The following is a 21,262-nucleotide window of genomic DNA, read 5'->3' as shown; positions in this document are numbered from 1 at the left end:
GGATGGCTCTTTCGGCTGGATCATTATAGTTGTTCAATTGGGGACTACTTCATTGCTAAAGGTAGTAACTAAGGCTGTATGAGGCTTGGGTCGCCATGGATCATTAGATTATAAAAGTACACTATTGGTGAATAATGAAACTTCAAATAATAAAAAATTTATTTTGGTTGTCGATTGCTTTTAATTCTTTCCAGTCTCAAGCTTTCGAGCCAAAGTCGGATTTTTCGGTGAATTTAGAGCGGGTTCGGTATTGCCAGAATTTTTGGTGCCTCAAACAAGACACTTTATCTGAGTATAGAGCCTGGGAGGTAGAGGGCGTCAGTAATAGCCGTCAGCTTCATACTCAGATTGCTAGAGTACGAAACCCAGCACGCGATAATGTAAGAAACTTGGTATTTATTGCTTCGGGACAACAGCCACCAGGAAATGGTGTCGAAAGCTCTGTGACAGGCCAGAGAGCTGGATTTAAAAAAGACTGTGGTATATTAAAAAAATCTTGCTCTCGCAGCATCGATGGCCGTTCACTTGCTCGGCAGTTGCTAGATTCAGAGCATTTCCCAACAGATGCGACCTTTTTGGCGATTGCTTTTGATACGCAATTTAATCAGATGATTGGTAGTAATGAGAAGTCTCGTATAGAAAGGGCATACCTCAGTTGGCTAAAGTCAAAGGCTTATGCCTCCAATCTTGAGACTATTTACTTGGCGGGTTCTTCTCGTGGTGGTTGTCTCGTTATGAGACTGGCGAAAGCTATGCGAGCTGATCCAGATTTTCGTAATATTCGAACTGTTGTCCACAGTTTTGATGGTGTTTGTAAATGGACTCAAAATGAGTTGGGATTAACTTCTTCATATCATCGTAATCCCATGAATTCTAGCTACTTAAGCTATTATACTGACCTCCATACACAATTTCCTTATAAAGATAATTTATACCTTCGGCAGTTGACTGGTGGGGCTGAGGTCATTGAATTATCTGGGGTTCACTCTTTTGCTTATACAGCTCAAGATACTGACTTAGGGTGGTATTCACAGAGATGGGTAAATTTGGATCATACTACCATCGGTCGGGACATGAGTCAGGACGTGAGGAATCAAACAATAGTACCCTTTTTACAGCACTTAGATGATGTGCTTTAGTTTTAGAATATTTTTTATCCACTTACCTTTAGGCGTTGGTAGCTACTAAGCCACGGCCATGATAACTACATTGAGTAGTTATCATGGTGGCTACACTCTTTTTCTAATCTCCAGCAGTGAATTTTCTTATTTGAAAGTATATTTTGTATGCTTTTCATTCCTATTGCTAAAAAATTTGTACTCACGTATGGAGTGATCTAAGCAGAAAATTAAAGCATTGTTAGCATGAAGATATTGGAAGTAATTGAGTCACTTCTAAATAATGTTTATGTCAATCAGGCCCTTTTTGCTTAGGGCTTGGTAGTTTTCTATTGAGAAAGTGCGCTTATAAATCGGGTTTTCATGCCCTTTAGGGGATGGCGATTGCATCTACTTATGGGTGTACTCTTAGTAGTTCAGTTTCTAAATGAAAATGGATGACACTACTCGATACATACCAAACAATAGGCACAATAGAGATACATTAAATTGAGGTTGAATTAAGTGACTTTTTTCTAATATACATATTACACAATATTGTATGATTGGGTTTTCTCTGTAATATTACACAAAAAGGAAAATAGGGACTATTGTCGTAATATTCACTATGTATCAGTTTACTTATGAGCCCACTCCAAAAAATGTTCTGTTGGATCTAATGGGTGTTAATAAACGACATGAGCTGACGACTAGCCAGCTGGGTTATATATCTGATGCATTTGATATTTCTATCAATAATCTGCGGGTAACATTAAATAGATTGGTCGGTGCCGGTCTGATTACTCAGAATGGGCGAGGCATGTACCGTTTAACGGAAAAGGCTCTGGCCAAACGAGCTTTTATTAACCGTTGGCAGCAAAATGCCTTCCACTATGATAATTGGGATTATCGCTGGCTCGCCTGTCATTTGCCCAAAGGTGTATCGCGTGCGGTCCGCGCAAAATCAATACTGGTACTTGAATGGTATGGCTTTGCTGCTGGTCTAGATCACCTATGGGTGCGCCCGAACAATTTAATCATCAATCATGCGGAATTGACCCTAACCCTGATAAGGCTTGGTCTCGAAGAGAGTGCTCATTGCTTTGTGTTGCAGGACGTACCGGACATATTAGTTAGTCACTGGGCGCACCACTTATGGGATATCGAACGGCTCGATAGTGAATATGATGCTCTTATACATTCGCTTGAAAGCAGCCTTACATCCCTGGCAGCAAAGTCTGTTAGTGCTTCGTTGCATGAAACATGTCGCTTGGGTGGTGAGGCGATCCACCGTTTAGCGGTCGATCCTTTACTACCAAAAGTTATTAGGCCACAAAAGAAGTATCAGCAACTAAAGAAAATTGTACGTAAATATGATCGTGTAGGCCGCAATATTTGGCTGGAGCAACTGCAGAAATTAGGTGTTGACACATAATCAAAAAAGGTACCCCGCGATGAATATTCCTGTGAGTAAAGAAGAGGTAAAGCCATTTCTGGAGCGCAGTGATGCCAAAGCCTGGTGGGTAGTAGTCAGCACTTGGCTCGGAATAATAGGTATTTTCGTCGTGGCAGCACTACTGCCACACTGGTCAACTTACATTATTGCAGTATTCTTACTAGCGGGGCGGCAGCAAGCTTTGGCGGCTATTATGCATGAAGCGGGTCACAAAACACTTTTCGCAACTCGCTCCTATAATAAATTTGTTGCCAAATGGTTGTCTTCACCATTTTTATTGATGGATGGTGAAACTTATATAAAAAGCCACATGCTTCATCACCGGAGAGCAGGGACAGATCAAGATCCAGATCTACAGAACTATAAAGATTACCCCGTGACCAAATTGAGCTTGGTGAGAAAGTTTACCAGGGATTTTTTGGGGATTACTGGTTTAAAGGCTAATTTATACTTATTTCTAAGTGGACGAGATCTATTAAGCAGAAAAAAGCGGATTAATTTTCAGTTAACACGTGGTTTATTTGTTAACGGTGTCATGTTTTCGATGTTATGGGCTTTTGGCTTTCCACAGCTTTATATATTATGGGTTATAGCCTACCTCACCGTATATATGGCTATTATACGGATGCGCCAGATCGCCGAACATGCAGGTGTTAAAGACCTCTACCATCTGGAACCTAAATATAATACACGTTCGGTTCCAAGGGGTATCTTGGGATTACTGTTTGTTAGCCCCACTGATGGTCTGAGTTACCACTGTGAACATCATGCATTTATGGCGGTCCCCACATATAACCTCAAAGCGCTGCATAAATTGCTGAAGGAGCGCGGTTATTACGATGATGTTGAGTTGGCCGATAATTACCTAGGTGTTTTGAAGCAGGTGGTAAGGTAAGGATTAGCGACAGCTAAATTTTCACTTGTACGTTGTTTCTCACCAATTGTATTCCCCCTAGAGCTGACTAAAGGCCATAGTATTGATGATAGTTACCTCGATAAAGCCCGGCACCGGTCTCTCACTGGTGCAGGGCCTTGTGAGCAAACTTTGCAAGGGTATTGGTAATTTGCTTGATCAGAGAGGATTTTAGATTCCATACATGCCAGTACAGCGGAATTTTCAGATGTTGATCTGGGGTGAGCTTTATCAGGGTGCCCCTTTTCAGTAAATCGGCAACTTGAATATCCGGTGCCATTCCCCATCCAAGTCCTAAAGTCAGGAAGTTGAGAAAGCCCTTTGAGGATGGGATTTCGTGTGAGGGATACTGTCCTGCCTCAATTCCCCAAAACTGCTTAAGATAACGGCTCTGTAACTGGTCTTTGTAATTGAACTCGACGGCAGGAGCATAGCGAAATTCATCCACATCTACCGGATCGGAGAAGTACTGCTCCTTGAAGGCCTGAGTGCATACCGGGTAGTAGGCCATATGTCCCAGTAGCAGGGACTGGCATCCCTGCAGATTACTGGTTACAGAACTAACACAGCCGATAACTTCACCGTTCTTCAGTAATTCATGGGTGGCATCCTGGTCATCTACCTTCAGGTCTACGAGCAGGTGCTGTGAGCGGATCAAGGGTGTGATGGCTTTTAAAAACCAGGTATCCAGACTGTCCGAATTGAGGGCAATGCGCACCTTGTTTTGGTTGCTATAGCGGGTCTTGCTACCCTCTGGATCGATATCCTCCAGCAGCTCATGTTGCAGCAGGTTCATCTGTTGGTAGTAGCCCATTACTTTCAGGCCGGCTTCCGTTGGACGTAGGGGGGTAGACCTGATCAGCAGGGCCTGACCAACCTGTCCCTCCAGGGCTTTGATACGCTGGGACACCGCAGATTGGCTTACATGAAGCAGTGATGCGGCCTTGTCAAAGCTCTGCTCCTCCACCACAAAGGCGAACGCCTGTAGTTGCTTTAGATCTAGCATAAGATTTTCTTATGATGGCTCAAAATAATTAAATTTACTTATTCTAGCGCCCCTCTTAATCTCTCGCCACTTCCCAGGTCCGCAGGCCCGCGGACAAGACTCAATAGCTACAGGAGGCACCGTGGTTTCGGGTTTGTTACTGGCCCCTATGACAAAGGGCTTTATCACCACTATCAGTTTGATCATGGCGATTGGCGCGCAGAATGCGTATCTACTAACGCAGAGTATTCGTCGCCAGTATCACTACAGTATCGCCGCGCTGTGCGTCTTGATGGACATTGTTCTGATCACCTGTGGTGTTTACCTCGTATCACACCTGGCCCAAGCGGAAGGCAACTGGATGGTCTGGTTGACCTGGTTGGGAGTGGCCTTCCTGGTTGGCTACGGCGCTATGGCATTTCGCTCCGCTTTAACCAATAAAGGGCTTGAGGATAAGAAGGAATGGGTTAAATCGAGACGCTCGGCTCTGATCACCGCGGTAGCGCTGACCCTGCTAAACCCCCATGCCTATGTGGATACCGTAGTGCTGATCGGGTCGGTTGGTGCCCAGTATGCCGGGGAAGGTACTCTGTTCTTCGTGATTGGTGCCTGCAGTGCCTCGGTACTCTGGTTCGCGCTGTTATCAGTAGGTGGCAGTATGATGCAACCGCTGTTTAAGAATCCGAAGACCTGGCGTGTGCTGGATGTTCTGGTGGGTATTATGATGTGGTCGATTGCGGCAAGCCTGCTTTGGGCTAGCTAATTTTACAAAAAGTTATCAATCGATGTGAAATTGGGGTCTACCGATTTATCTCGTAGGCCCCTATATAGGCCCTTATAGAAGCTAGACCAGTTTCAACTCCAGTGAAGGGGCACAGTTGTATGGGCCTTCACTAAATATACGGTTTTTCAGAGTATTGGTGAATGGGTTACGTTCTTATGGCAACCTTCTCACTTTCTTGTTGTTGAGCACTCTCCGCATCTTGAGCACTGGTACTTAAAGTGCGCCCCAACTTGACAAATGGCCTTTCAATAAGCCAGTAAATCAAGGTTGCCAGCGCTATACTGGCCAATGTTGTTACAGACAGATAAACGGATAAAGGGAAGCCTGAAAAAACTTGGCCCCAAGGCTGGGATATAGACCATTTCATCACGTATATCATGCATAAGTGAAATAAATAAATGGAATAGCTGATTGTTCCCAGGGTGGCGAAATGTCGTATGGAATTTAAAGGTAATGATATTACTGAGAGGAAAATACTCAGAGCAATCAGGTGCGACAGTCCAAAGCGAACAGGCTCACTACTAATGGAATTACCGAAAAGGTGCAAGCTTAGCACCAGTATAGGGATAGAGAACGTTGAAGCTATAGCCAATACAGCATAGCGATGAAACCTCTTGGTCTCAAAACAGTAACGGAGTAAGGCTCCACAGCACATTACGGCTATACCATAAGGGATATAAGTGATTGTTACTGGTAGTTGTAGCTGTAAAGCTGGTGAGTGTTCGAAAAGCTGTAGACAGATAAATAAAGACAGCGTCGCCCAACAAAGCAATAAAAGGTTCTTTGGATTCCCTAGTAGTTTAAGGGCAAACATCATTGCACATAGTAAGTAGAAAATAAGCTCTGCAGTAAGGGTCCAGTATAACTTCTGCAAATTTTCAAAGCCCAGGAGTCCTTGCAGCATAGTGGTATTTGCCAAGATAGCTACTGGCGAGAAAATGTGACCAGCAAATAACCATGTAAAGCCAACTGCGATAATGAGAGAAACCCAGTACGTGGGGTAAAGTCGAAAGAAGCGTCGTATAGCAAAGCACTTTAGAGGACGATTCGCTTCAAGCAGACTATGAGGAATTACATAGCCAGATAACAAAAAGAAGCAGAGAACACCTATTCTGCCAAAATCCAACTGGCTAATAAAATTAGCGAGGTCTGTCCCATGCAGGGCAATATTAGGTACTTGAATGAATACTTCGCTACTATGCTGCCAAACAACCAAAAGAGCTGCCAGTCCACGTAGGGTATCAAGATTAAGTAAGCGCTTACTCATGGTTGACAACCTCTATCCCTGGCCAATCGTAAGAAGTTGAACACTTCTTGTTACTACTCTATTACTATTGCCATAAAATGAATTGACTAAAAGCCAATCAAAAGGCTTATTTTGGTAACTACTTTCCTTTGATACTACCATAAATCAACAAGATGTAGCTCTGTCCAATTTTTTCTTATTGAATGATTATGAGGTTCTCCGATGACTCTTTTTTGCGAAAGAGTTAGTGATAAGAATCAAACTTCTAATCTGATGAATATATTGATAAGTATGTTTCTGACGAATCATAATTTTCCTTTCGAAATTAAAAAATAGAAAGTGATGTATGGAAAGAGATCATTTCTTATAACAATATCTTTTCAGCCAAATTTTTAAAAAATGTGGGTCTTTGTTAATCAAAATCGTAGGGGTACAAACTGATTCGTTATTAGAATTGTAAATAGAAGAAAAATAAGGGTGCAGGCTACCCAAGTGATTGCAATTGAAAGAGGCAGGGTGCGCATTTTCATACCATGTTCTTTATGGTTCTTATCGGTGGGATGGCTTTCAAGCGAGCAGTGTCCTAAATGAGGTGCAGGCCCATCCCGCCCTGGTAAAGTCATACACCCATGTTTCAAGTGGTTTTTAACCAGGTAATAGTTAATAGGGTAAGCGATTATTCCACCGACGATAGTTGCAAGGCTCATTCGGAACCAAAATGTGGCATTTGTGGGTTCTTCTGATCCGGGCCATAGCGAAGCCAGTATTACCATAGTTGGAATCATTCCTCCCATCACCATATTCATAGAAACAGTCTCGGCGAAGAATGTTTTACGTACAGCTTTTAGATAGCTTCCCTGATACATACCACGCATCATCAGTGCTTGGAAAATAAAGAGCCCGCAGATAAAACCGGCAATGTATTCAATAGTGGCATCCCAGCCATTAGTGAGTCCGAAAATAGGAACTATTGATGCTGCAATCACGATTCCAGTTGCATCGCCAGCCAGGCAATGCATCTCACTGTTTACGCTTTGCTTCCATGTTGCCCGAGTAAAAGTATCGTGGGCGCCAGGGAAAGGCCGATGACAAGTAAGAAGATAGAGTATTAATCCGACAACACCGGTATATACCACCACCAATATCCATGCCATACGTTGTACCCAGCTGGTCGGCGCGTTAGTGATGGAATCCCAAACGACAAAGACCACACTTATAGCCGTGAAAATAAACCAGACAAGCATAGCGCCATTTAGCATGCCAGATTCTCTTTAAGGATTAGGCTGATATCTAGTAGTTTAATGGATAGTTACCGGTTTTTGAGAATTTGGATGGGTATTGGCTGTATCCATTCGAAGTTACATATTTATATATCGCACTTACTTTTTCAGGACTATAGTGCAGCAAGATAATCTTGGAAGATATTAGGGTAATACTTGAAGTACTTCATTTGATATAGAGTTATATTTACCTAATTGATCCACCAAATGATTTGGCTTAAGCTTGATCTATTGAAGTTACGTAAGATTAGCTGCTTTTACACTTTGATTTGACCTGGGCTCGTATATTGTTGCTTGGATTATGTTTAGAGAAATTTGATGGTGAGTTATGTGAACAACGCAATAACAGGTCAAAAAAATTGTTTGGACGCTAAGCGGCGATGTAAAAAGCAATCGAAAAACTGCTGTTAATTTCTAAATTAATTGCAGTTTGTAAGTACATAAGTGCTATTTATGTGCTCTACAATTGGTACTAAATGGAGAATAAATGTCTAAAGATCCTAAACTGGTCGCGGAACAGCTAAGGAAGCCATCTGGTGCTTTAGCTTCAGATACTGCACTGCAGATGAACAAGGCTAATAAAGCAACGAACCTGGCTGCACTAGAATTGCTTAATGTGGTAGATCATGACCATATTCTTGAGATTGGGCCCGGCAATGGCAAGTTTGCAGTAGATGTGCTTCGTAAAGGCTCCAGTATTCGCTATACGGGAATCGATTGGTCCAGTGAAATGGTTGCGAGCGCGAAAACTCTCAATTCTAAACACATTGAATCGGGACAGATGGACTTTAAAGTTGGAACCTCGGAGAGGTTGCCGTTTGCCGACAGCCAATTCGAGAAGGCGATTACTGTCCACACCGTCTACTTTTGGGAATCTCTCAAAAAACATTTATCTGAAATACGCAGAGTACTGGTACCTGAAGGAAAATTTTGTTTAGCTTTTGGTGATAAGTCTTTTATGCAGAGTTTGTCATTCACACCGTTTGGGTTTCAGCTTTTTGATGAAAGCGACATTCGAACTCAATTAATTGAAGCTGGCTTTAGGGTTATATGTAGTGAAAAGCATATTGAATATGGAGAGAGCAATACTGGTGATCGAGTAGAAAAATTAATAAATATTATTTTATGTGAGGCTTGAGCCGAAAATTATATAGGGTTACCAAAAAACTTGGTGTTGCTGCTGATTGTTTCTGGTATGATTTCAATGAAAATTTGGCAATGAAGCCTCAAGCACAGAGTTGGTATGTTTTGAGCAGTGGTAAAGTCCATGAAAAGGTTGTTAACGCTTGGTCTCTATTTGATAGAGTACTTGAATGATTACTTATTGGCTTAGCTAATTTTGTGTTGATAGGTATCAGTATCCTTGCTTATATTGATGAATATCTTGTGTGTTCAGCAATGTCCGAGTAATGTCATCCAGTAATTTATCATAGTGCTTTGCATTTCTTTCACCAGACCTCTTCAATTCTTTCAAGTTTTTGGGGGATGCATCATCCAATGCGGGATTAGCATCATATAGATCTGGCTGAATTCGGAAGTACTTTGTATTTTCTACAGTAGATGAAATTTGTTTCAGATAATAATGCGTCATTTGGGCTCCGCCACTCAGTGCGATATCTATCGCTGGTCTCGCCCAGTTAAAAATGCCCCAATTTTTGACTTCTTTGTATTTGTAGCTTATTAGCTGTTTACCAGTGCCAAGAGATACAATAATCATATCCTTAATACCACCCACACCGCTAAACTTAATGGCCTCTGAGTAGGCGCATAATGCAGGGTCACTGGCTACCATACCGCCGTCTACCAGGATATATTTTTTGTTAAGTGGCGGCAGCGAATAAATACGTGCAGGTTCAAAGTAGGTTGGTGCGGCAGTACTGCCTCTTAGTAAATCTCTTACCAAAAAATCTTCATCTCTTATTATGGCGCAGTGTTGCCTAAAGATAACTTGCTCGCGCTTTTTAATATCATAAGAAATGAAACAGGTGGGTTTTAATAGTTTGCTTAGCTTTGTTTTACCAAAATACTTCTTTAATATCTTTTCCAGTTCATGTGTAGAGTATTTTTCTTCCTTAAGTAGTCTCAGCTTGTTCAGGTAAGGCCAGATTCCAGTATCAAACACCTTACCTCCTTCTTTAAGGTAAATATTTACCGCTTCCCGGGCTGAAAATTTGGGCCTTCCCTCCTTGTTTGGACAAATATAGGCCGCGCCTAATATAGCGCCAGTGCTTGTTCCTGCAACCAGATCAAAAAAATCTCCTATTCTGGCGTCGGGATTGCCTGATTTCACTCTCAGCTTATGTTCAAGAGAAACCAATATCTCACCAGGCAGTATGCCTCTTATCCCCCCTCCATCAATAGATAGGATTCTGATCGCCACTGTTCACTCTCCTCGTCTTTACTAATTGTGTGCGATTCTAGAAAGATAGCACTAGGATCAACAGTTAATGCTTTAAATATCAGAGGTGACTACTGCATACCGAAAGAGTTTGTCGGTACAAAAAATCCCCTTTTTAGCAGTATTTCTGTATGAATAAAAGGAATGTATAAATTTTAAAGAAGGTTGGTGCATGCACATTAACGGGTTGGTGGGCAACTATCAGCTTTTTTAAAAGCAAAAAATTTACGCTGACTTTTATAGTTACAGTAAAAATCTTAATAGTTCCTTATTATCCTCATGGAAAGTACAGCCACAGATTTATATACAGAACGTGAGGCTGTTGGATATGATCATTTGTTTATTAAAAGGCAAAACAAAAGACCATTATTCATGGCAGGTTTGGAATAGCGCGTTTTCCTATTTTTTGAGGCTTAAGGTTATCGGTCCGTCGCTTAATTAACCATGCAAGTACAGAAGGGCATTTAGACACACATAGTAACTATCTTGGGTCGGACTACAATGATCAGGGCTAAGAAGCGCCGCAGGTGGAGCTTCCCAGATTAAGGAAGGGTACCCATTATGGCTATGAACCTCGCACAGAAACTGATCAAGAGCCATCTCGTGAGCGGTTCATTGGAACCCGGTAGTCCAATAGAGATAAAGATTGACCAGACGTTGGCTCAAGATGGCACCGGCACTCTGGTAATGTTAGAGCTAGAGGCGCTTGGTTTATCGCAAATCAAGACTGAGCTTTCCGCACAGTATGTAGACCATAACCTCCTACAGACGGACTTCAAAAACGCTGATGATCACCTGTTCCTGCAAAGCGCCTGTCGCAAGTTTGGACTTTGGTTCTCACGTCCCGGTAACGGTGTAAGCCACCCGGTACATATGGCTTGCTTTGATATCCCCGGAAAGACGTTACTTGGCGCCGATAGCCATACATGTGCAGCCGGCTCTATGGGCATGCTGGCCATTGGTGCTGGTGGCCTACAGGTGGCCATGGCTATAGCTGGCGTTCCCTTCGCGCTGAAAATGCCGAAAGTGCTCGGCGTAAAGCTTGAGGGTGAATTACCGCCATGGGTCAGTGCCAAAGACATAATCCTGGAAATGTTACGCCGGCAAACAGTGAAGGGCTGTGTGAATAAGATTGTCGAGTATCACGGCCCAGGCCTCGCCAATCTGACCGCGATGGACCGCCATGTGATCGCCAATATGGGGCAGGAGATGGGTACCACTGCCAGTGTCTTTCCTGCCGATGAAGCTGTGAAAGCCTTTCTCAAACAGCAGCACCGAGAAAGCGATTATGTAGAAATGAAAGCCGATGAGGGTGCGAGCTATGACGAAGAGGATACTATCAATTTATCTGATCTTGAGCCGCTAATCGCCTGCCCATCCAGTCCAGATAAAGTGGTAACCGTACGTGAGGTGGCGGGGCGCCCTATTTACCAGAGCTATATTGGCTCTTCCGCTAACCCGGGGCTGCGGGATTTCGCCATACCAGCGCGTATTGTCGCAGGTCGTCGTTTAGCCGACGATGTCTCTTTTGATATCAACCCAACCTCGCGCCAATTGCTCGAAGAGCTTAGCCGGAGTGGCGATCTCACAAAACTACTTGAAGTTGGTGCGCGCTTGCACCAAACAGGCTGTGGCGGCTGTATTGGTATGGGGCAAGCTCCCGCCACTGGCCGTATCAGCCTACGAACTGTGCCACGTAATTTCCCCGGTCGATCCGGCACAGCAGATGACCAAGTCTATTTATGCAGCCCTGAAACTGCCACTGCCAGTGCACTGAAGGGCGTGATCACCGATCCTCGTGACCTGGACATGGACTATCCCAGCTTTAGTGAGCCGGAATATCTGCCAGATATAAGACCATTACTTCAACCACCCCAAGAAATCCCTGTAGCAGTTGAGCTGATTAAAGGTCCGAATATCAAACCGTTACCAAACTTTGAAAAGCTTCCGAACATCTTAACGGGCCCGCTATTACTGAAAGCGGGTGACAACGTCTCTACGGATGAAATACTGCCTGCCGGAGCGGAGATTTTACCTTTGCGCTCAAACATACCCGCCATTAGTCGCTATACATTTTCCCGTATCGATGAAAACTTTTACCAGCGGGCAATGAAATTGAATGGTGACTGTTTTGTTGTTGGTGGTGAAAATTATGGGCAAGGCTCCAGCCGTGAACATGCAGCGGTATCTTCACGGTTTCTTGGCGTAAGGTGCATAATCGCAAAAAGCATGGCTCGTATCCATCGCCGTAATCTCATTAACTTTGGTGTGCTGCCACTGCTTTTTGAGAACTTTGATGATTACGACCGACTTGAGCAAGATTCAATTCTTGAGATTGACAAGCCAATAGCACAATTGAAGTCAAACAATTCTGTAAAGCTTTTGATTAAGTCATCTGGCGAGACTATTAATCTGCGCAGTGACCTGTCAGCGGATGAAATCGAGGTGCTAGAGGCTGGTGGCATGATTAATCAAGTACGAGAAAAGTATCTGAGTAACGGGAAATAGTAGATTTTACTACATCCATAAATTACTCAGATAATTTCGGAGATATACTTTATATCAAATGGGCTTTTGCGCTAAGTGGCATCCTGTTGTTCTAGCCACTTTAAAATTATCTGATTTGTTTCTTCAGGTTTCTCCTGTTGAATCCAATGACCGCAGTCGAGGCTGATGATATCAACATTGGGAACGAACTCTTTTAGGTTTTGGGCTTTGGGGATCAGGTCTCGATCGCCGTAAATCATGAGTGCTGGCTTTTGAATGATTGGGTCTACATCTGCCAAGATCTGCCAATTGCGGTCAAGATTTCTGTACCAATTTATACTGCTCATGAACCCTGTTTTCTCAAATGCGGAAATAAAAACAGCCAGTTCTTTATCACTCATTAAGGGCTCGCCAAGTGGCGTTTCTGCTCTGGCGAGATCGATCATCATCATTCCAGGCTCTGGTGGTGCTGGAGGTACGTTCTTGCGGAATATATTGCGAAGGAACTGTGAAGTATTTGCGTCTAACACAGTGTCCGCGATGCCTGGCTGTCGGTTAAAGTGAACGATGTAATAGTCGCTTCCTAGAAATTCCTCCATAAACTCGACCCAAGGCTTTTCTGTGCGAGCCTGGTAGGGTAAGGCCATATTTATAACTTTATTTACCCGGGTTGGATGTAATAGCGCAAGCCCCCAAACCACCATTGCCCCCCAATCATGGCCGATAAAGGTAGCATCTTTGTATCCATAGTGGTCAAGCAGTGCGACGAGGTCATCCGACAAGTTTTTAATGTCATAGTCAGTTACGTCGGCAGGACGGGATGAATTGCCATAACCACGCTGGTTTGGAACGATAACGTGGTAGCCGGCTGCGGCAAGTACTGGCACCTGATGGCGCCAAGAATAGGCATGCTCTGGCCAGCCGTGACAAAGCACAATTGGGTTTTCCGTACTCTGCTGGCCTGCTTCAAAGACTTCTAACTCAACGCCGTTGATTGAAATAAGAGTGGGCTTAGGGAAATCGGTTAGATTAAACAATTTATTTCTCCTTTCTTGGATGGCTCAAGTAACGACGCATATACCGGATGGACCCTTTCTTTCCCTTGGGATTACGGGTGTGCGTTGCAATTTCAGAACTCCTTTGCTGAAATGAACGGCCATAGATTAAAATCCAATGGTGCCAAATAATGTCACCATTTAATCATATTCTTACAAAATGAGTGTTCGCCTTCGACAAGACGCCATCGTGCGCAGCCTTCGCCGAAATGGTACTTCTACGATTGCTGACCTAGCAGAAGAGGTTGGTGTATCCAGGCGTACAGTGTTGCGTGATATTAGCGCACTGCGCGATGAGGGCTTTGTTATTCATTCTGAACCCGGTCCTGGGGGCGGCCTGCAACTAGACCCGCAATCGGTTCAAACCACAGCGCGTCTCTCGGTTGCCGAAGTCTTTGCTCTTCTTATCAGTGTTGCATCAATGCGCGCGGCCGGGAATTTACCTTTTTCAGGTCTTGCAGATGCCGGCCTTGCCAAAATAGAGAAAGCTTTGCCGCCGGACAAGGTACGTGACTTACGCCGGTTTTTGGACTGCTTATATATCGGTAAGCTTTCACCGCAGGTAGACATCTCAAATATCCAAGAGATGGAGCCCGCCCTGCTACCCACTTTTGAGGCAGCTTTCCTCCAACGGCTACAACTAAGTTTCCAGTACTGTGATGCAAAGAGGGCTGTAACCAGCAGGGTTGTTGAGCCACAAGCTATGCTCATTTTACCACCAGTATGGTATTTGGTAGCTTGGGATCCCGCACGCAAAGACTTCCGTCATTTTCGAATGGACAGAATCAGTAAGCCGGAATATCTTGAAGGCAAAACATTTCGGCGCCGACATGTTTTATTCGAAGATAGTGTCTCCCCAATTCGCCATTTACCTCGCTAATCTTATTCGTTATGAAAGACAAAATGGTGTCTTAAGCCAGACTCATTTTGCCAGAGCTAAGTGAGATATCGATATAAAATGGGTGTATTAATACTCACCACTTAAAATATATTTCAATATATTTTGTCGATTGAGGTCGCTAGAAAATAATTAGTAGCTGTGATTATACCAGCTCATGATTAAGTTAATCGAGTATCAGTAACGAATTTGCAAGGGCATTTATATTGAGTTATTTACATACACCAATATCTTTATTGGTTGCTTTTTCCTGCTATCTAATTTTGATGATCGGGAAATAATACGAGATTTTTAATAGATGTAACCTGATTAAAGTAGGGGGTTTGTTCAGGGTTCTCTGTATCTATGCTTAATCGGTCAACGACTGCCCAATCACGCGGCTATGGAGCTTGTGCCGGAATCTTATAGATCACATATTGGCGCCCACGGTACTCTATACCTTTTGATAGATAAAGCCATCTAGATACGGCGACTTCCATGGGTTTGTCCCACGCTTTGTTTGAGGAACCTTCGATCTTTATTTTTCTGGGAATGAGTCCTCTACCTTCTGATTTCGGAATCTCTGCTAATTCAAACGAAACCACTATACATGCTGGTAAGTACTTGCCATTACCTTTAGGAAGCACAGGTATGGTCTTTATTGTTGGCTTGGCCTTAGATTCTGGTATATCAAGATCTAAGTTTGGGCAAACATCTACATTCTCAGTTGCTTGAGTAACCATGGAGAAGAGGATTAAACCTGTAATCAGTAAATTCTTCACTTTGTTAGGTCCTTGACTAGAGCGTACTAATCGGTAGTCTGTATGAAGCCAGCTGGAAGTACTTTTTCTTTGTCCTCCAGGATAGAGTTTTATCCTTAAATTACAAAATTGGAAAGGAGGTTGCTTTGAGCGCAATTGTTTCAAATGAGTTGCTAATCATATGTATATTTCACATTGAGCAGTTATCGCTTGATGTAGCGTATTAGCCCTCATTAAGAAGAAAAGAACGCAGTAGATGACCACAGGTGCATATGAGAGCCATCTACTGTTTTAGATAGTAATTAGAGTAACAGCTTATTTTCAATTGGGGTGAATTTACTCGCTGCATTAACCAATGAGGCAGCTGTCAACTCTGGTACGCCATATACTTCAACTTTCTTGCCTCGGTCTAATCTAAGTTTATGAGCAAGAATGTCAAAGTCACCATCTCCCGAGACTAAAACTATAGTATCTACCAGGTTTGAATATTCTATGGCGTCAATAGTTATCCCTACATCCCAATCACCCTTGGCAGAGCCATCGGACCTTTGCGTAAAGGGTTTTAATTTCACTTCAAAACCAATAGATCTCAAGATATTTTGAAATTCATACTGTTTTCTATCGCCACGGTCGATGGCATAAGCCGCCGCCTTAACCACTTCTCTTCCACCCGTCACTTCCGACCAAAACTTATTGTAATCAAAGTTTCGTTTATAGATTTGCCTGCATGTGTAATAAACATTTTGCACATCAACAAGTATGGCAATTTTTTCCATTTGAGAATCCAGTAATATTGAGAGGCCTAATACACAAACAGCGATATGACCTGCGGCCTCTTTTGTACACACTTTATGCTGCTAGCTTTTCATATTCAAGTGACAATTTTTTGCCAAGGCCTGGGTATAGCTACTCTCGGCTACTTGGAATAGGGTGCCTGTCCTGATATTTATGCTGATACCCTTATAAGGTATCCAATCTAAGCGTATGAAATTGCTACTGCCATTAGAGAGTGCAGTATCGAGAAGTGAGATGTCACTTACCCGCTGGTCAGCAACTCTTAGGTAATACACTGGCTAAATTCAATCACCCTATTTGAGTATCCGCGTGAGATTCTATATAGGGAGTGTGAAAGTGCCTCTCAGCGATTTTACTCGTAAAACTGCCGAGTTACCTAAGGTGATTCTGTTGGGTGACTTAACGGGGAGGTGGGTGCATCTGATAATGTAGATAGCCTCAAATGACCGATGCTATTCCGAAGCTAGAGGCCGCGAGTACATCGATTTATGATCTAGTTTGTCAAGCTACTGTCTGGTTAGCACTATTCAACGATTAAGAGCAGCCTCTCATAATCATTTGCAGTTGTATGAACAATCAAAACTCGAGCTTTGCTACATGCATATTGATTCTAATTGTAGCTCCTCTATTTCCAAGGTTATTACCGGATTTATACTTTAGATTTCTAGAATCAGTAACAACTGAAGAGGCCCCACCATCTTTTAACGCTTGGTGTAGATCTTGTTGAGAAATCTTTGGATTAATATTGGCGCTATACACATGGAGATTGATTTCATTATTTATACCGAAGTGTCTGCATGCTTCCATGATAGCTTCAGTTGTTGCTCTATATAAATCTTTATTTAGCTTCACCAAGAGGCTGAGTTCCAGGCTTGCTTCCCCCTCAGCATTCAGATTTTTGACATAGACATTGCTAAGAATATCCCTTGGCTCAATCATATAGAACTGAGAGGCTACGGTTACTGCATCAATAATATGATGCGGGTTAGTACCATCTATACCAAATACCCATATTTCATTATCAATTAAAGCCGCCTCTTTTATGCTCGTTTTAAGGCGCGGATAAAATGGTGAAACATTGACGGCGTACTTAGTTTTCCAGACTGATAATGAATCAAAAGCAGTACGAAGAACATAATGTCACTCTTGTATTCCATTTAAGATTAGTGTTGCATCAGTTTATATTTGCTAGCCTGACTTCCCTCGGCTATTGTCATTGCTCTCTTTGACACAATTAATCCTCCAATGAAAGCTCTGATGCAAAACAGCCGAATACGATCTCCCCAGTCTGCTTGGCTTCCTCATAGGACTCCTTGGTCTCGTAATCTTCATCAGCTTCTGTATCCCACTGCTGGCTATCATATGTAGCTACCCTGGAAACCTCCTCCACTAACATGAAGTCTTTTTCAAGTGCGGCGGTCAATCGAGCTACAGCATTTTCTCTAGATTCGCCCGGAACAATAGAGCGACCAAAATAGAAAGTGCTACCATCTTGGGGTAACGAGCTTTGTGGCAAAACTTTTACTTTAGTATCAATTACCCAGAAAATAGACATATAGATCCCTCTTGATATTGCAGGTGTGGAATTAAAACACCAAATAGTACACAAATTATCTAGTGATATTTCAACCATATCAATAACATCCTCTTGCAGCTTGGGATTTATATAAAGCAAATTTATTCAATTATCCTGGTGGTTCAACTATCCTTGCCGCTAGGCAGTCTCATCGTTTGTAGCATTGGGGTTGAATACCTTAAAAAAGTGTTTAATCAATAGGCCCTGCCTGTAGATAAAAAGCGGAGTATATTTGCCATTGGTTGCCAGAGTGGTAGCAATCCGTGGCCCAATGAAAGTGGCAGAATCAGCAAAAGAGTTCCGTCACCGTTATGAACCGGATATATTTAATTGATCACTGAATATAAACCTGATGATCGCTCGCATGGTAAACTACCCCCTGTGGGTGCCCGCGTTGCGGGCTCCTGAGGGGCGTAGTCTCAAGGCCAATGTTTCCCTTCCTGGGTGTATACTGGTAAGGAATATCCATTGGAATCTAATACAGAGCTATAAAACCGTAGAGCTATTCGCTATGGAGTTTAGGCTCATGGAGTAGCCCAATACAGGGAGAATCTGCCTCTCAACCATCTCCATTACCTGCCTCTCGCTCTTTCTGGATGCGCATATAAATTTCCTCACGGTGAACGGGTAGGGATTTGGGAGCCTCTATCCCCACTCTTACGTGATTACCTTTAATATCCAAAACTATGATTGAGACGTTTGCTCCAATCCTGAGGTTTTGGCCAATCCGACGAGTTAAAATTAACATATCTATTTCCTATTGATACTTAAACCATGGGGAGACCTTCCGCTGTGGGAAAGCTTAGAGAGCGACGTTTTGAGGCAATACGAGGTGGGGCGCGGGAACGATAGGCGTAAAAGTAGAAAAGGCGGATACAACGCTTCCAGAACCTGAAAAAGCCTTTCAAGTTACTGAATGTGCTCCACTTTATTGAAGACGAGCGGGTTTCTAGCGTATCATCCATATAGCCACTTTGATAACTACTCTATCAATTTGGTTAGCTGGCCCCTGGTGTTGGTAGCACCTTGGGTCAGCGCCTTTTACTTACTTTTATGTCACGCTACCGTTCTCCTTTGCGAGATTGGGCCATTTAGAAAGTTTTGAGCCTTTTGATTCCGAGTTGTTCGCTAATTAAAGCTTGCTCAGCTATGGCCAAAAATACCGATAAATATCTATTTACCTTACGCATTTTTGACACTGAAAACAATCTTAATAAATTCCAATAAGATCATTTTGGTGCCTATCTTCCTATACGCATTTGCTATTGCACGGTTTTTAGATTGTTGGTCTGATCCAGGCTTGATTACTACTGTTAGATTTACATTCGGAAGAGATTGGGTGGACCAAGATAACTGGAATCAGTAATCTAAATTTTAAATGCACTCCATGATTTATTGAGTGGATAAGAATTTATAGAATCTATTGCATAGCTTCTTTTCTTCTGGGTCAATTTATGGCCGCTTGCTATGCAACTAGATTGTGGTCTGCATTTAATGAGGTGTTTAGTGGTTAGCTAATTAAAGTATTCTTATTTCAATTCTAAGTTACCGAAGCTAAAAGATCGGAGAAGGCTTATTCAGCTGCTCAGTTTAAAGTGATGATCCAGCCGATGCTTTCACTTATGAACATTTTAAATATGGAAGAGTTGAGTAGTAGAGAGATAGAAAACTGTTTGTTGAAAGTCAAACAACCAATCAGAAAATTGAGTACTTTGGGTAAAGACTGCTCCCTGTTTGGTGCAAAATGTTGGAAATATGATTTCCGTCTTTTTCAGAGTAAGAAATTAATGGTATCGAACAACAGTACAATATTTTTCTACCGCAGTAATTTCGAGACTTTTTACTAGAGATTGGCATTGGGGAAGTCGGCTGCGGTATTGAATTTATGTTGGTAATTCATGGCCCCATCGTAGGGAAGTGTGGAGAACCCGGAGCTACCGTGAACCACAGTCATTCTCTATCAGCTATCTGGGTTAGTATGAAGCTGGCTGGCTAATAGTCTTCAGATGTTAGAGGCACAGCATCCACTTTTAAAGACTGACCGCCAAAGCACCTCCAGATGATTAAAGTCAATCCTTTGAGCCTGATAGTCAACTAGACCCACATCTACGAGTATATCTACTCCACCACACGCCAGGGCGGATTGGACGATCTGATCCATGCACTACTTACCGCTGATTCTTTGGTTAACGCCTATCTGATTATTATTTGAGCAAAAGAGATCGCTGATTAATTTTTGTACTGCGCATAGTGGATAACCTGATAAAGGTAACCAGCGCTATTACCGCTACTGCGGCGGAGTATGCGCACCGAGCTACAGACAGCGACAACCCATTAATGACCAAAATGCCTGGCTAGGCCGGGGCTTCACTGGGTAGAGGGGCACGCTGGCTATCTTGACAGGTCCTGAGCCCTGTATCATATACTGTATAGGTATACAGTATTGTGCTTGGAGGTAGTTATGGGAACCAGAAACATCATTTTCGACGGAGAGCCGATCCGGATATGCCGCTATCGGTCGGACTATGACAACCGACCAATGTACGCCATCTGCATCCTTAACTATACAAAGTACGTACGCAGCTTTTCGGTTTCTGTGGGTGTGAATTTGCGTGAAGAACTGGAGCTGACACTAAGGCAGATGCGGGAAGTTGAGCGCAGTATGGCTTGGTTGGAATCAGAATTTAAGGAGTTGAGTGCTTAATCTGGGTTGCTCTAAGCACTATTGAATGGCTAGCGGATGGCCAGGGAAACTTAACCGGAGAAAGGACATGGGAAGAACGATCAATAGGTTTGCAATCTTTGCCGAGCGTATTCATTTAATGAATGGCGGTGCAAAAAGTTTTAGAGGCTCCGCTCCAACTGATGAGGCGGCAATGGAGCTAGCAGCGGAAATTGCTAAATCCGAGAAAGCGGAGTTTTATTCCTGGCTGCAAATCCTTGATATTGTAACCGGGAACTATACCGAGTACTCAATCAAGAGAGGTGGTGTATTGGAGGAAAGGGAGTGCCAAGAATAACAAGAGCCTGCTAACTAGGGGGTGCTGCCCTCGTGACAGTCTTAGACTCGATGAATAAGGAGAAGGGGTGCGAGCGTATCGGAAAAGGTGATTGGTGGATTATAAGAATGGTGAGAGTCTTTTATAGTTTAAGCTAAGGCAGATCCTGGTTTGAAATAATTCTGGATGAACAGCATTGGTTACCAATGGTTAAGTTAACTGGTTTTGCAGCGATGCGGTTAGATAAATTCAGAGTAGTAATTGATTAAAATCAATTCGATATTGGAAAAGCGCTTTATACATAATGAGAAACATAGTGGTGGTAGGATGTAGACCCTATAGTGTTAGGGTATTTGTGGATATCTACAATTAACACACCTGATCGGGTTTTATGAGCAGGTTGCTGGCTATCAATAACCAATCGACTGCGTGTTTACAGAAAAATAATTTCACTTTCGGCTTGCTCTACTCAGGAAGTTGCCATCTAATAGTTTGCATATCCAGAAGGGGCATAACGCGATAAAGCTATGCTGTTGCCGGTATTTATAGGGAG

The 21,262-nt window shown here is 42.9% G+C and carries 19 protein-coding genes; 9 read left to right on the top strand and 10 right to left on the bottom strand.

Annotated features, from left to right (window positions below; genetic code table 11):
- Positions 1-134: 134 nt before the first annotated feature.
- From ACJJIP_RS15555 to ACJJIP_RS15545, 3 genes are all read left to right on the top strand, one after another.
- Positions 135-1,139: an alpha/beta hydrolase family protein gene (locus tag ACJJIP_RS15555; protein WP_444945527.1), complete on the top strand. Its 1,005-nt coding sequence runs from the start codon at positions 135-137 to the stop codon at positions 1,137-1,139.
- Positions 1,140-1,725: 586 nt separating this feature from the next.
- Positions 1,726-2,532 carry a hypothetical protein gene (locus tag ACJJIP_RS15550; RefSeq protein WP_444945526.1) on the top strand — a complete coding sequence of 269 codons (807 nt, stop codon included), beginning with the start codon at positions 1,726-1,728 and terminating at the stop codon, positions 2,530-2,532.
- A 19-nt stretch (positions 2,533-2,551) separates the two neighbouring features.
- Complete coding sequence (locus tag ACJJIP_RS15545) at positions 2,552-3,448, top strand: fatty acid desaturase family protein (protein ID WP_444945525.1); 897 nt, start codon at positions 2,552-2,554, stop codon at positions 3,446-3,448.
- 121 nt (positions 3,449-3,569) lie between these two features.
- Here ACJJIP_RS15545 and ACJJIP_RS15540 read toward each other — a convergent pair whose 3' ends face one another.
- On the bottom strand, positions 3,570-4,472 hold the full coding sequence (locus ACJJIP_RS15540; RefSeq protein ID WP_020412256.1) for a LysR family transcriptional regulator ArgP: 903 nt from the start codon (positions 4,470-4,472) through the stop codon (positions 3,570-3,572).
- Between the two features lie 121 nt (positions 4,473-4,593).
- Here ACJJIP_RS15540 and ACJJIP_RS15535 point away from each other — a divergent pair, with 121 nt between their 5' ends.
- Positions 4,594-5,214 carry a LysE/ArgO family amino acid transporter gene (locus ACJJIP_RS15535; RefSeq protein WP_020412257.1) on the top strand — a complete coding sequence of 207 codons (621 nt, stop codon included), beginning with the start codon at positions 4,594-4,596 and terminating at the stop codon, positions 5,212-5,214.
- Between the two features lie 166 nt (positions 5,215-5,380).
- Here the strand turns inward: ACJJIP_RS15535 and ACJJIP_RS15530 are convergent, their stop codons facing one another.
- On the bottom strand, positions 5,381-6,502 hold the full coding sequence (locus tag ACJJIP_RS15530) for an acyltransferase family protein (RefSeq protein ID WP_444945524.1): 1,122 nt from the start codon (positions 6,500-6,502) through the stop codon (positions 5,381-5,383).
- A gap of 395 nt (positions 6,503-6,897) precedes the next feature.
- The gene (locus ACJJIP_RS15525; protein ID WP_444945523.1) at positions 6,898-7,740 is read right to left on the bottom strand and encodes a DUF4396 domain-containing protein; all 843 of its coding nucleotides are present in this window, start codon (positions 7,738-7,740) and stop codon (positions 6,898-6,900) included.
- 508 nt (positions 7,741-8,248) lie between these two features.
- On the opposite strand from ACJJIP_RS15525, the gene ACJJIP_RS15520 reads away from it, so the two are divergent.
- On the top strand, positions 8,249-8,899 hold the full coding sequence (locus tag ACJJIP_RS15520; protein ID WP_020412260.1) for a class I SAM-dependent methyltransferase: 651 nt from the start codon (positions 8,249-8,251) through the stop codon (positions 8,897-8,899).
- A gap of 216 nt (positions 8,900-9,115) precedes the next feature.
- On the opposite strand, the gene ACJJIP_RS15515 is transcribed toward ACJJIP_RS15520, so the two are convergent.
- Positions 9,116-10,141: a patatin-like phospholipase family protein gene (locus ACJJIP_RS15515; RefSeq protein WP_353376829.1), complete on the bottom strand. Its 1,026-nt coding sequence runs from the start codon at positions 10,139-10,141 to the stop codon at positions 9,116-9,118.
- Between the two features lie 579 nt (positions 10,142-10,720).
- Between ACJJIP_RS15515 and ACJJIP_RS15510 the strand changes: the two genes are divergently transcribed.
- Complete coding sequence (locus tag ACJJIP_RS15510; RefSeq protein WP_444945522.1) at positions 10,721-12,667, top strand: aconitate hydratase; 1,947 nt, start codon at positions 10,721-10,723, stop codon at positions 12,665-12,667.
- 71 nt (positions 12,668-12,738) lie between these two features.
- Here the strand turns inward: ACJJIP_RS15510 and ACJJIP_RS15505 are convergent, their stop codons facing one another.
- Entirely contained in the window at positions 12,739-13,683 is a 945-nt protein-coding gene (locus ACJJIP_RS15505; protein WP_444945521.1) for an alpha/beta fold hydrolase, read from the bottom strand.
- A gap of 178 nt (positions 13,684-13,861) precedes the next feature.
- Here ACJJIP_RS15505 and ACJJIP_RS15500 point away from each other — a divergent pair, with 178 nt between their 5' ends.
- Positions 13,862-14,581, top strand: coding sequence for a helix-turn-helix transcriptional regulator (locus ACJJIP_RS15500; protein WP_444945520.1), 720 nt, complete (start codon positions 13,862-13,864; stop codon positions 14,579-14,581).
- A 398-nt stretch (positions 14,582-14,979) separates the two neighbouring features.
- Here the strand turns inward: ACJJIP_RS15500 and ACJJIP_RS15495 are convergent, their stop codons facing one another.
- The 5 genes from ACJJIP_RS15495 to csrA all read right to left on the bottom strand — a co-directional run bounded on the left by ACJJIP_RS15495 (position 14,980) and on the right by csrA (position 18,458).
- On the bottom strand, positions 14,980-15,360 hold the full coding sequence (locus tag ACJJIP_RS15495; RefSeq protein WP_444945519.1) for a hypothetical protein: 381 nt from the start codon (positions 15,358-15,360) through the stop codon (positions 14,980-14,982).
- A 281-nt stretch (positions 15,361-15,641) separates the two neighbouring features.
- A complete protein-coding gene (locus ACJJIP_RS15490) occupies positions 15,642-16,115 on the bottom strand; it encodes a LabA-like NYN domain-containing protein (RefSeq protein WP_143728921.1) in 474 nt (157 codons plus the stop codon).
- A 595-nt stretch (positions 16,116-16,710) separates the two neighbouring features.
- Entirely contained in the window at positions 16,711-17,073 is a 363-nt protein-coding gene (locus ACJJIP_RS15485) for a hypothetical protein (RefSeq protein WP_444945518.1), read from the bottom strand.
- A gap of 295 nt (positions 17,074-17,368) precedes the next feature.
- Complete coding sequence (locus ACJJIP_RS15480; RefSeq protein ID WP_444945517.1) at positions 17,369-17,689, bottom strand: hypothetical protein; 321 nt, start codon at positions 17,687-17,689, stop codon at positions 17,369-17,371.
- 580 nt (positions 17,690-18,269) lie between these two features.
- On the bottom strand, positions 18,270-18,458 hold the full coding sequence (csrA, locus tag ACJJIP_RS15475; protein ID WP_444945516.1) for a carbon storage regulator CsrA: 189 nt from the start codon (positions 18,456-18,458) through the stop codon (positions 18,270-18,272).
- A gap of 1,713 nt (positions 18,459-20,171) precedes the next feature.
- On the opposite strand from csrA, the gene ACJJIP_RS15470 reads away from it, so the two are divergent.
- A complete protein-coding gene (locus ACJJIP_RS15470) occupies positions 20,172-20,414 on the top strand; it encodes a hypothetical protein (RefSeq protein ID WP_143728917.1) in 243 nt (80 codons plus the stop codon).
- 67 nt (positions 20,415-20,481) lie between these two features.
- Positions 20,482-20,730, top strand: coding sequence for a hypothetical protein (locus tag ACJJIP_RS15465; protein ID WP_020412273.1), 249 nt, complete (start codon positions 20,482-20,484; stop codon positions 20,728-20,730).
- Positions 20,731-21,262: the final 532 nt, after the last annotated feature.

The sequence above is a fragment of the Microbulbifer variabilis genome (genome assembly GCF_052467165.1).
The sequence above is the reverse complement of the archived record's forward strand: the minus strand, read 5'-3'. Positions and strand labels throughout refer to the sequence as shown.

What these genes read in the sequence shown, in the direction of transcription:
- ACJJIP_RS15555 (WP_444945527.1), top strand. Translation starts at nt 135, where the DNA reads ATGAAACTTCAAATAATAAAAAATTTATTTTGGTTGTCGATTGCTTTT.
- ACJJIP_RS15550 (WP_444945526.1), top strand. Translation starts at nt 1,726, where the DNA reads ATGTATCAGTTTACTTATGAGCCCACTCCAAAAAATGTTCTGTTGGAT.
- ACJJIP_RS15545 (WP_444945525.1), top strand. Translation starts at nt 2,552, where the DNA reads ATGAATATTCCTGTGAGTAAAGAAGAGGTAAAGCCATTTCTGGAGCGC.
- ACJJIP_RS15540 (WP_020412256.1), bottom strand. Translation starts at nt 4,472, where the DNA reads ATGCTAGATCTAAAGCAACTACAGGCGTTCGCCTTTGTGGTGGAGGAG.
- ACJJIP_RS15530 (WP_444945524.1), bottom strand. Translation starts at nt 6,502, where the DNA reads ATGAGTAAGCGCTTACTTAATCTTGATACCCTACGTGGACTGGCAGCT.
- ACJJIP_RS15525 (WP_444945523.1), bottom strand. Translation starts at nt 7,740, where the DNA reads ATGCTAAATGGCGCTATGCTTGTCTGGTTTATTTTCACGGCTATAAGT.
- ACJJIP_RS15520 (WP_020412260.1), top strand. Translation starts at nt 8,249, where the DNA reads ATGTCTAAAGATCCTAAACTGGTCGCGGAACAGCTAAGGAAGCCATCT.
- ACJJIP_RS15510 (WP_444945522.1), top strand. Translation starts at nt 10,721, where the DNA reads ATGGCTATGAACCTCGCACAGAAACTGATCAAGAGCCATCTCGTGAGC.
- ACJJIP_RS15500 (WP_444945520.1), top strand. Translation starts at nt 13,862, where the DNA reads ATGAGTGTTCGCCTTCGACAAGACGCCATCGTGCGCAGCCTTCGCCGA.
- ACJJIP_RS15490 (WP_143728921.1), bottom strand. Translation starts at nt 16,115, where the DNA reads ATGGAAAAAATTGCCATACTTGTTGATGTGCAAAATGTTTATTACACA.
- ACJJIP_RS15485 (WP_444945518.1), bottom strand. Translation starts at nt 17,073, where the DNA reads ATGATTGAGCCAAGGGATATTCTTAGCAATGTCTATGTCAAAAATCTG.
- ACJJIP_RS15480 (WP_444945517.1), bottom strand. Translation starts at nt 17,689, where the DNA reads ATGTCTATTTTCTGGGTAATTGATACTAAAGTAAAAGTTTTGCCACAA.
- csrA (WP_444945516.1), bottom strand. Translation starts at nt 18,458, where the DNA reads ATGTTAATTTTAACTCGTCGGATTGGCCAAAACCTCAGGATTGGAGCA.
- ACJJIP_RS15470 (WP_143728917.1), top strand. Translation starts at nt 20,172, where the DNA reads ATGGGAACCAGAAACATCATTTTCGACGGAGAGCCGATCCGGATATGC.
- ACJJIP_RS15465 (WP_020412273.1), top strand. Translation starts at nt 20,482, where the DNA reads ATGGGAAGAACGATCAATAGGTTTGCAATCTTTGCCGAGCGTATTCAT.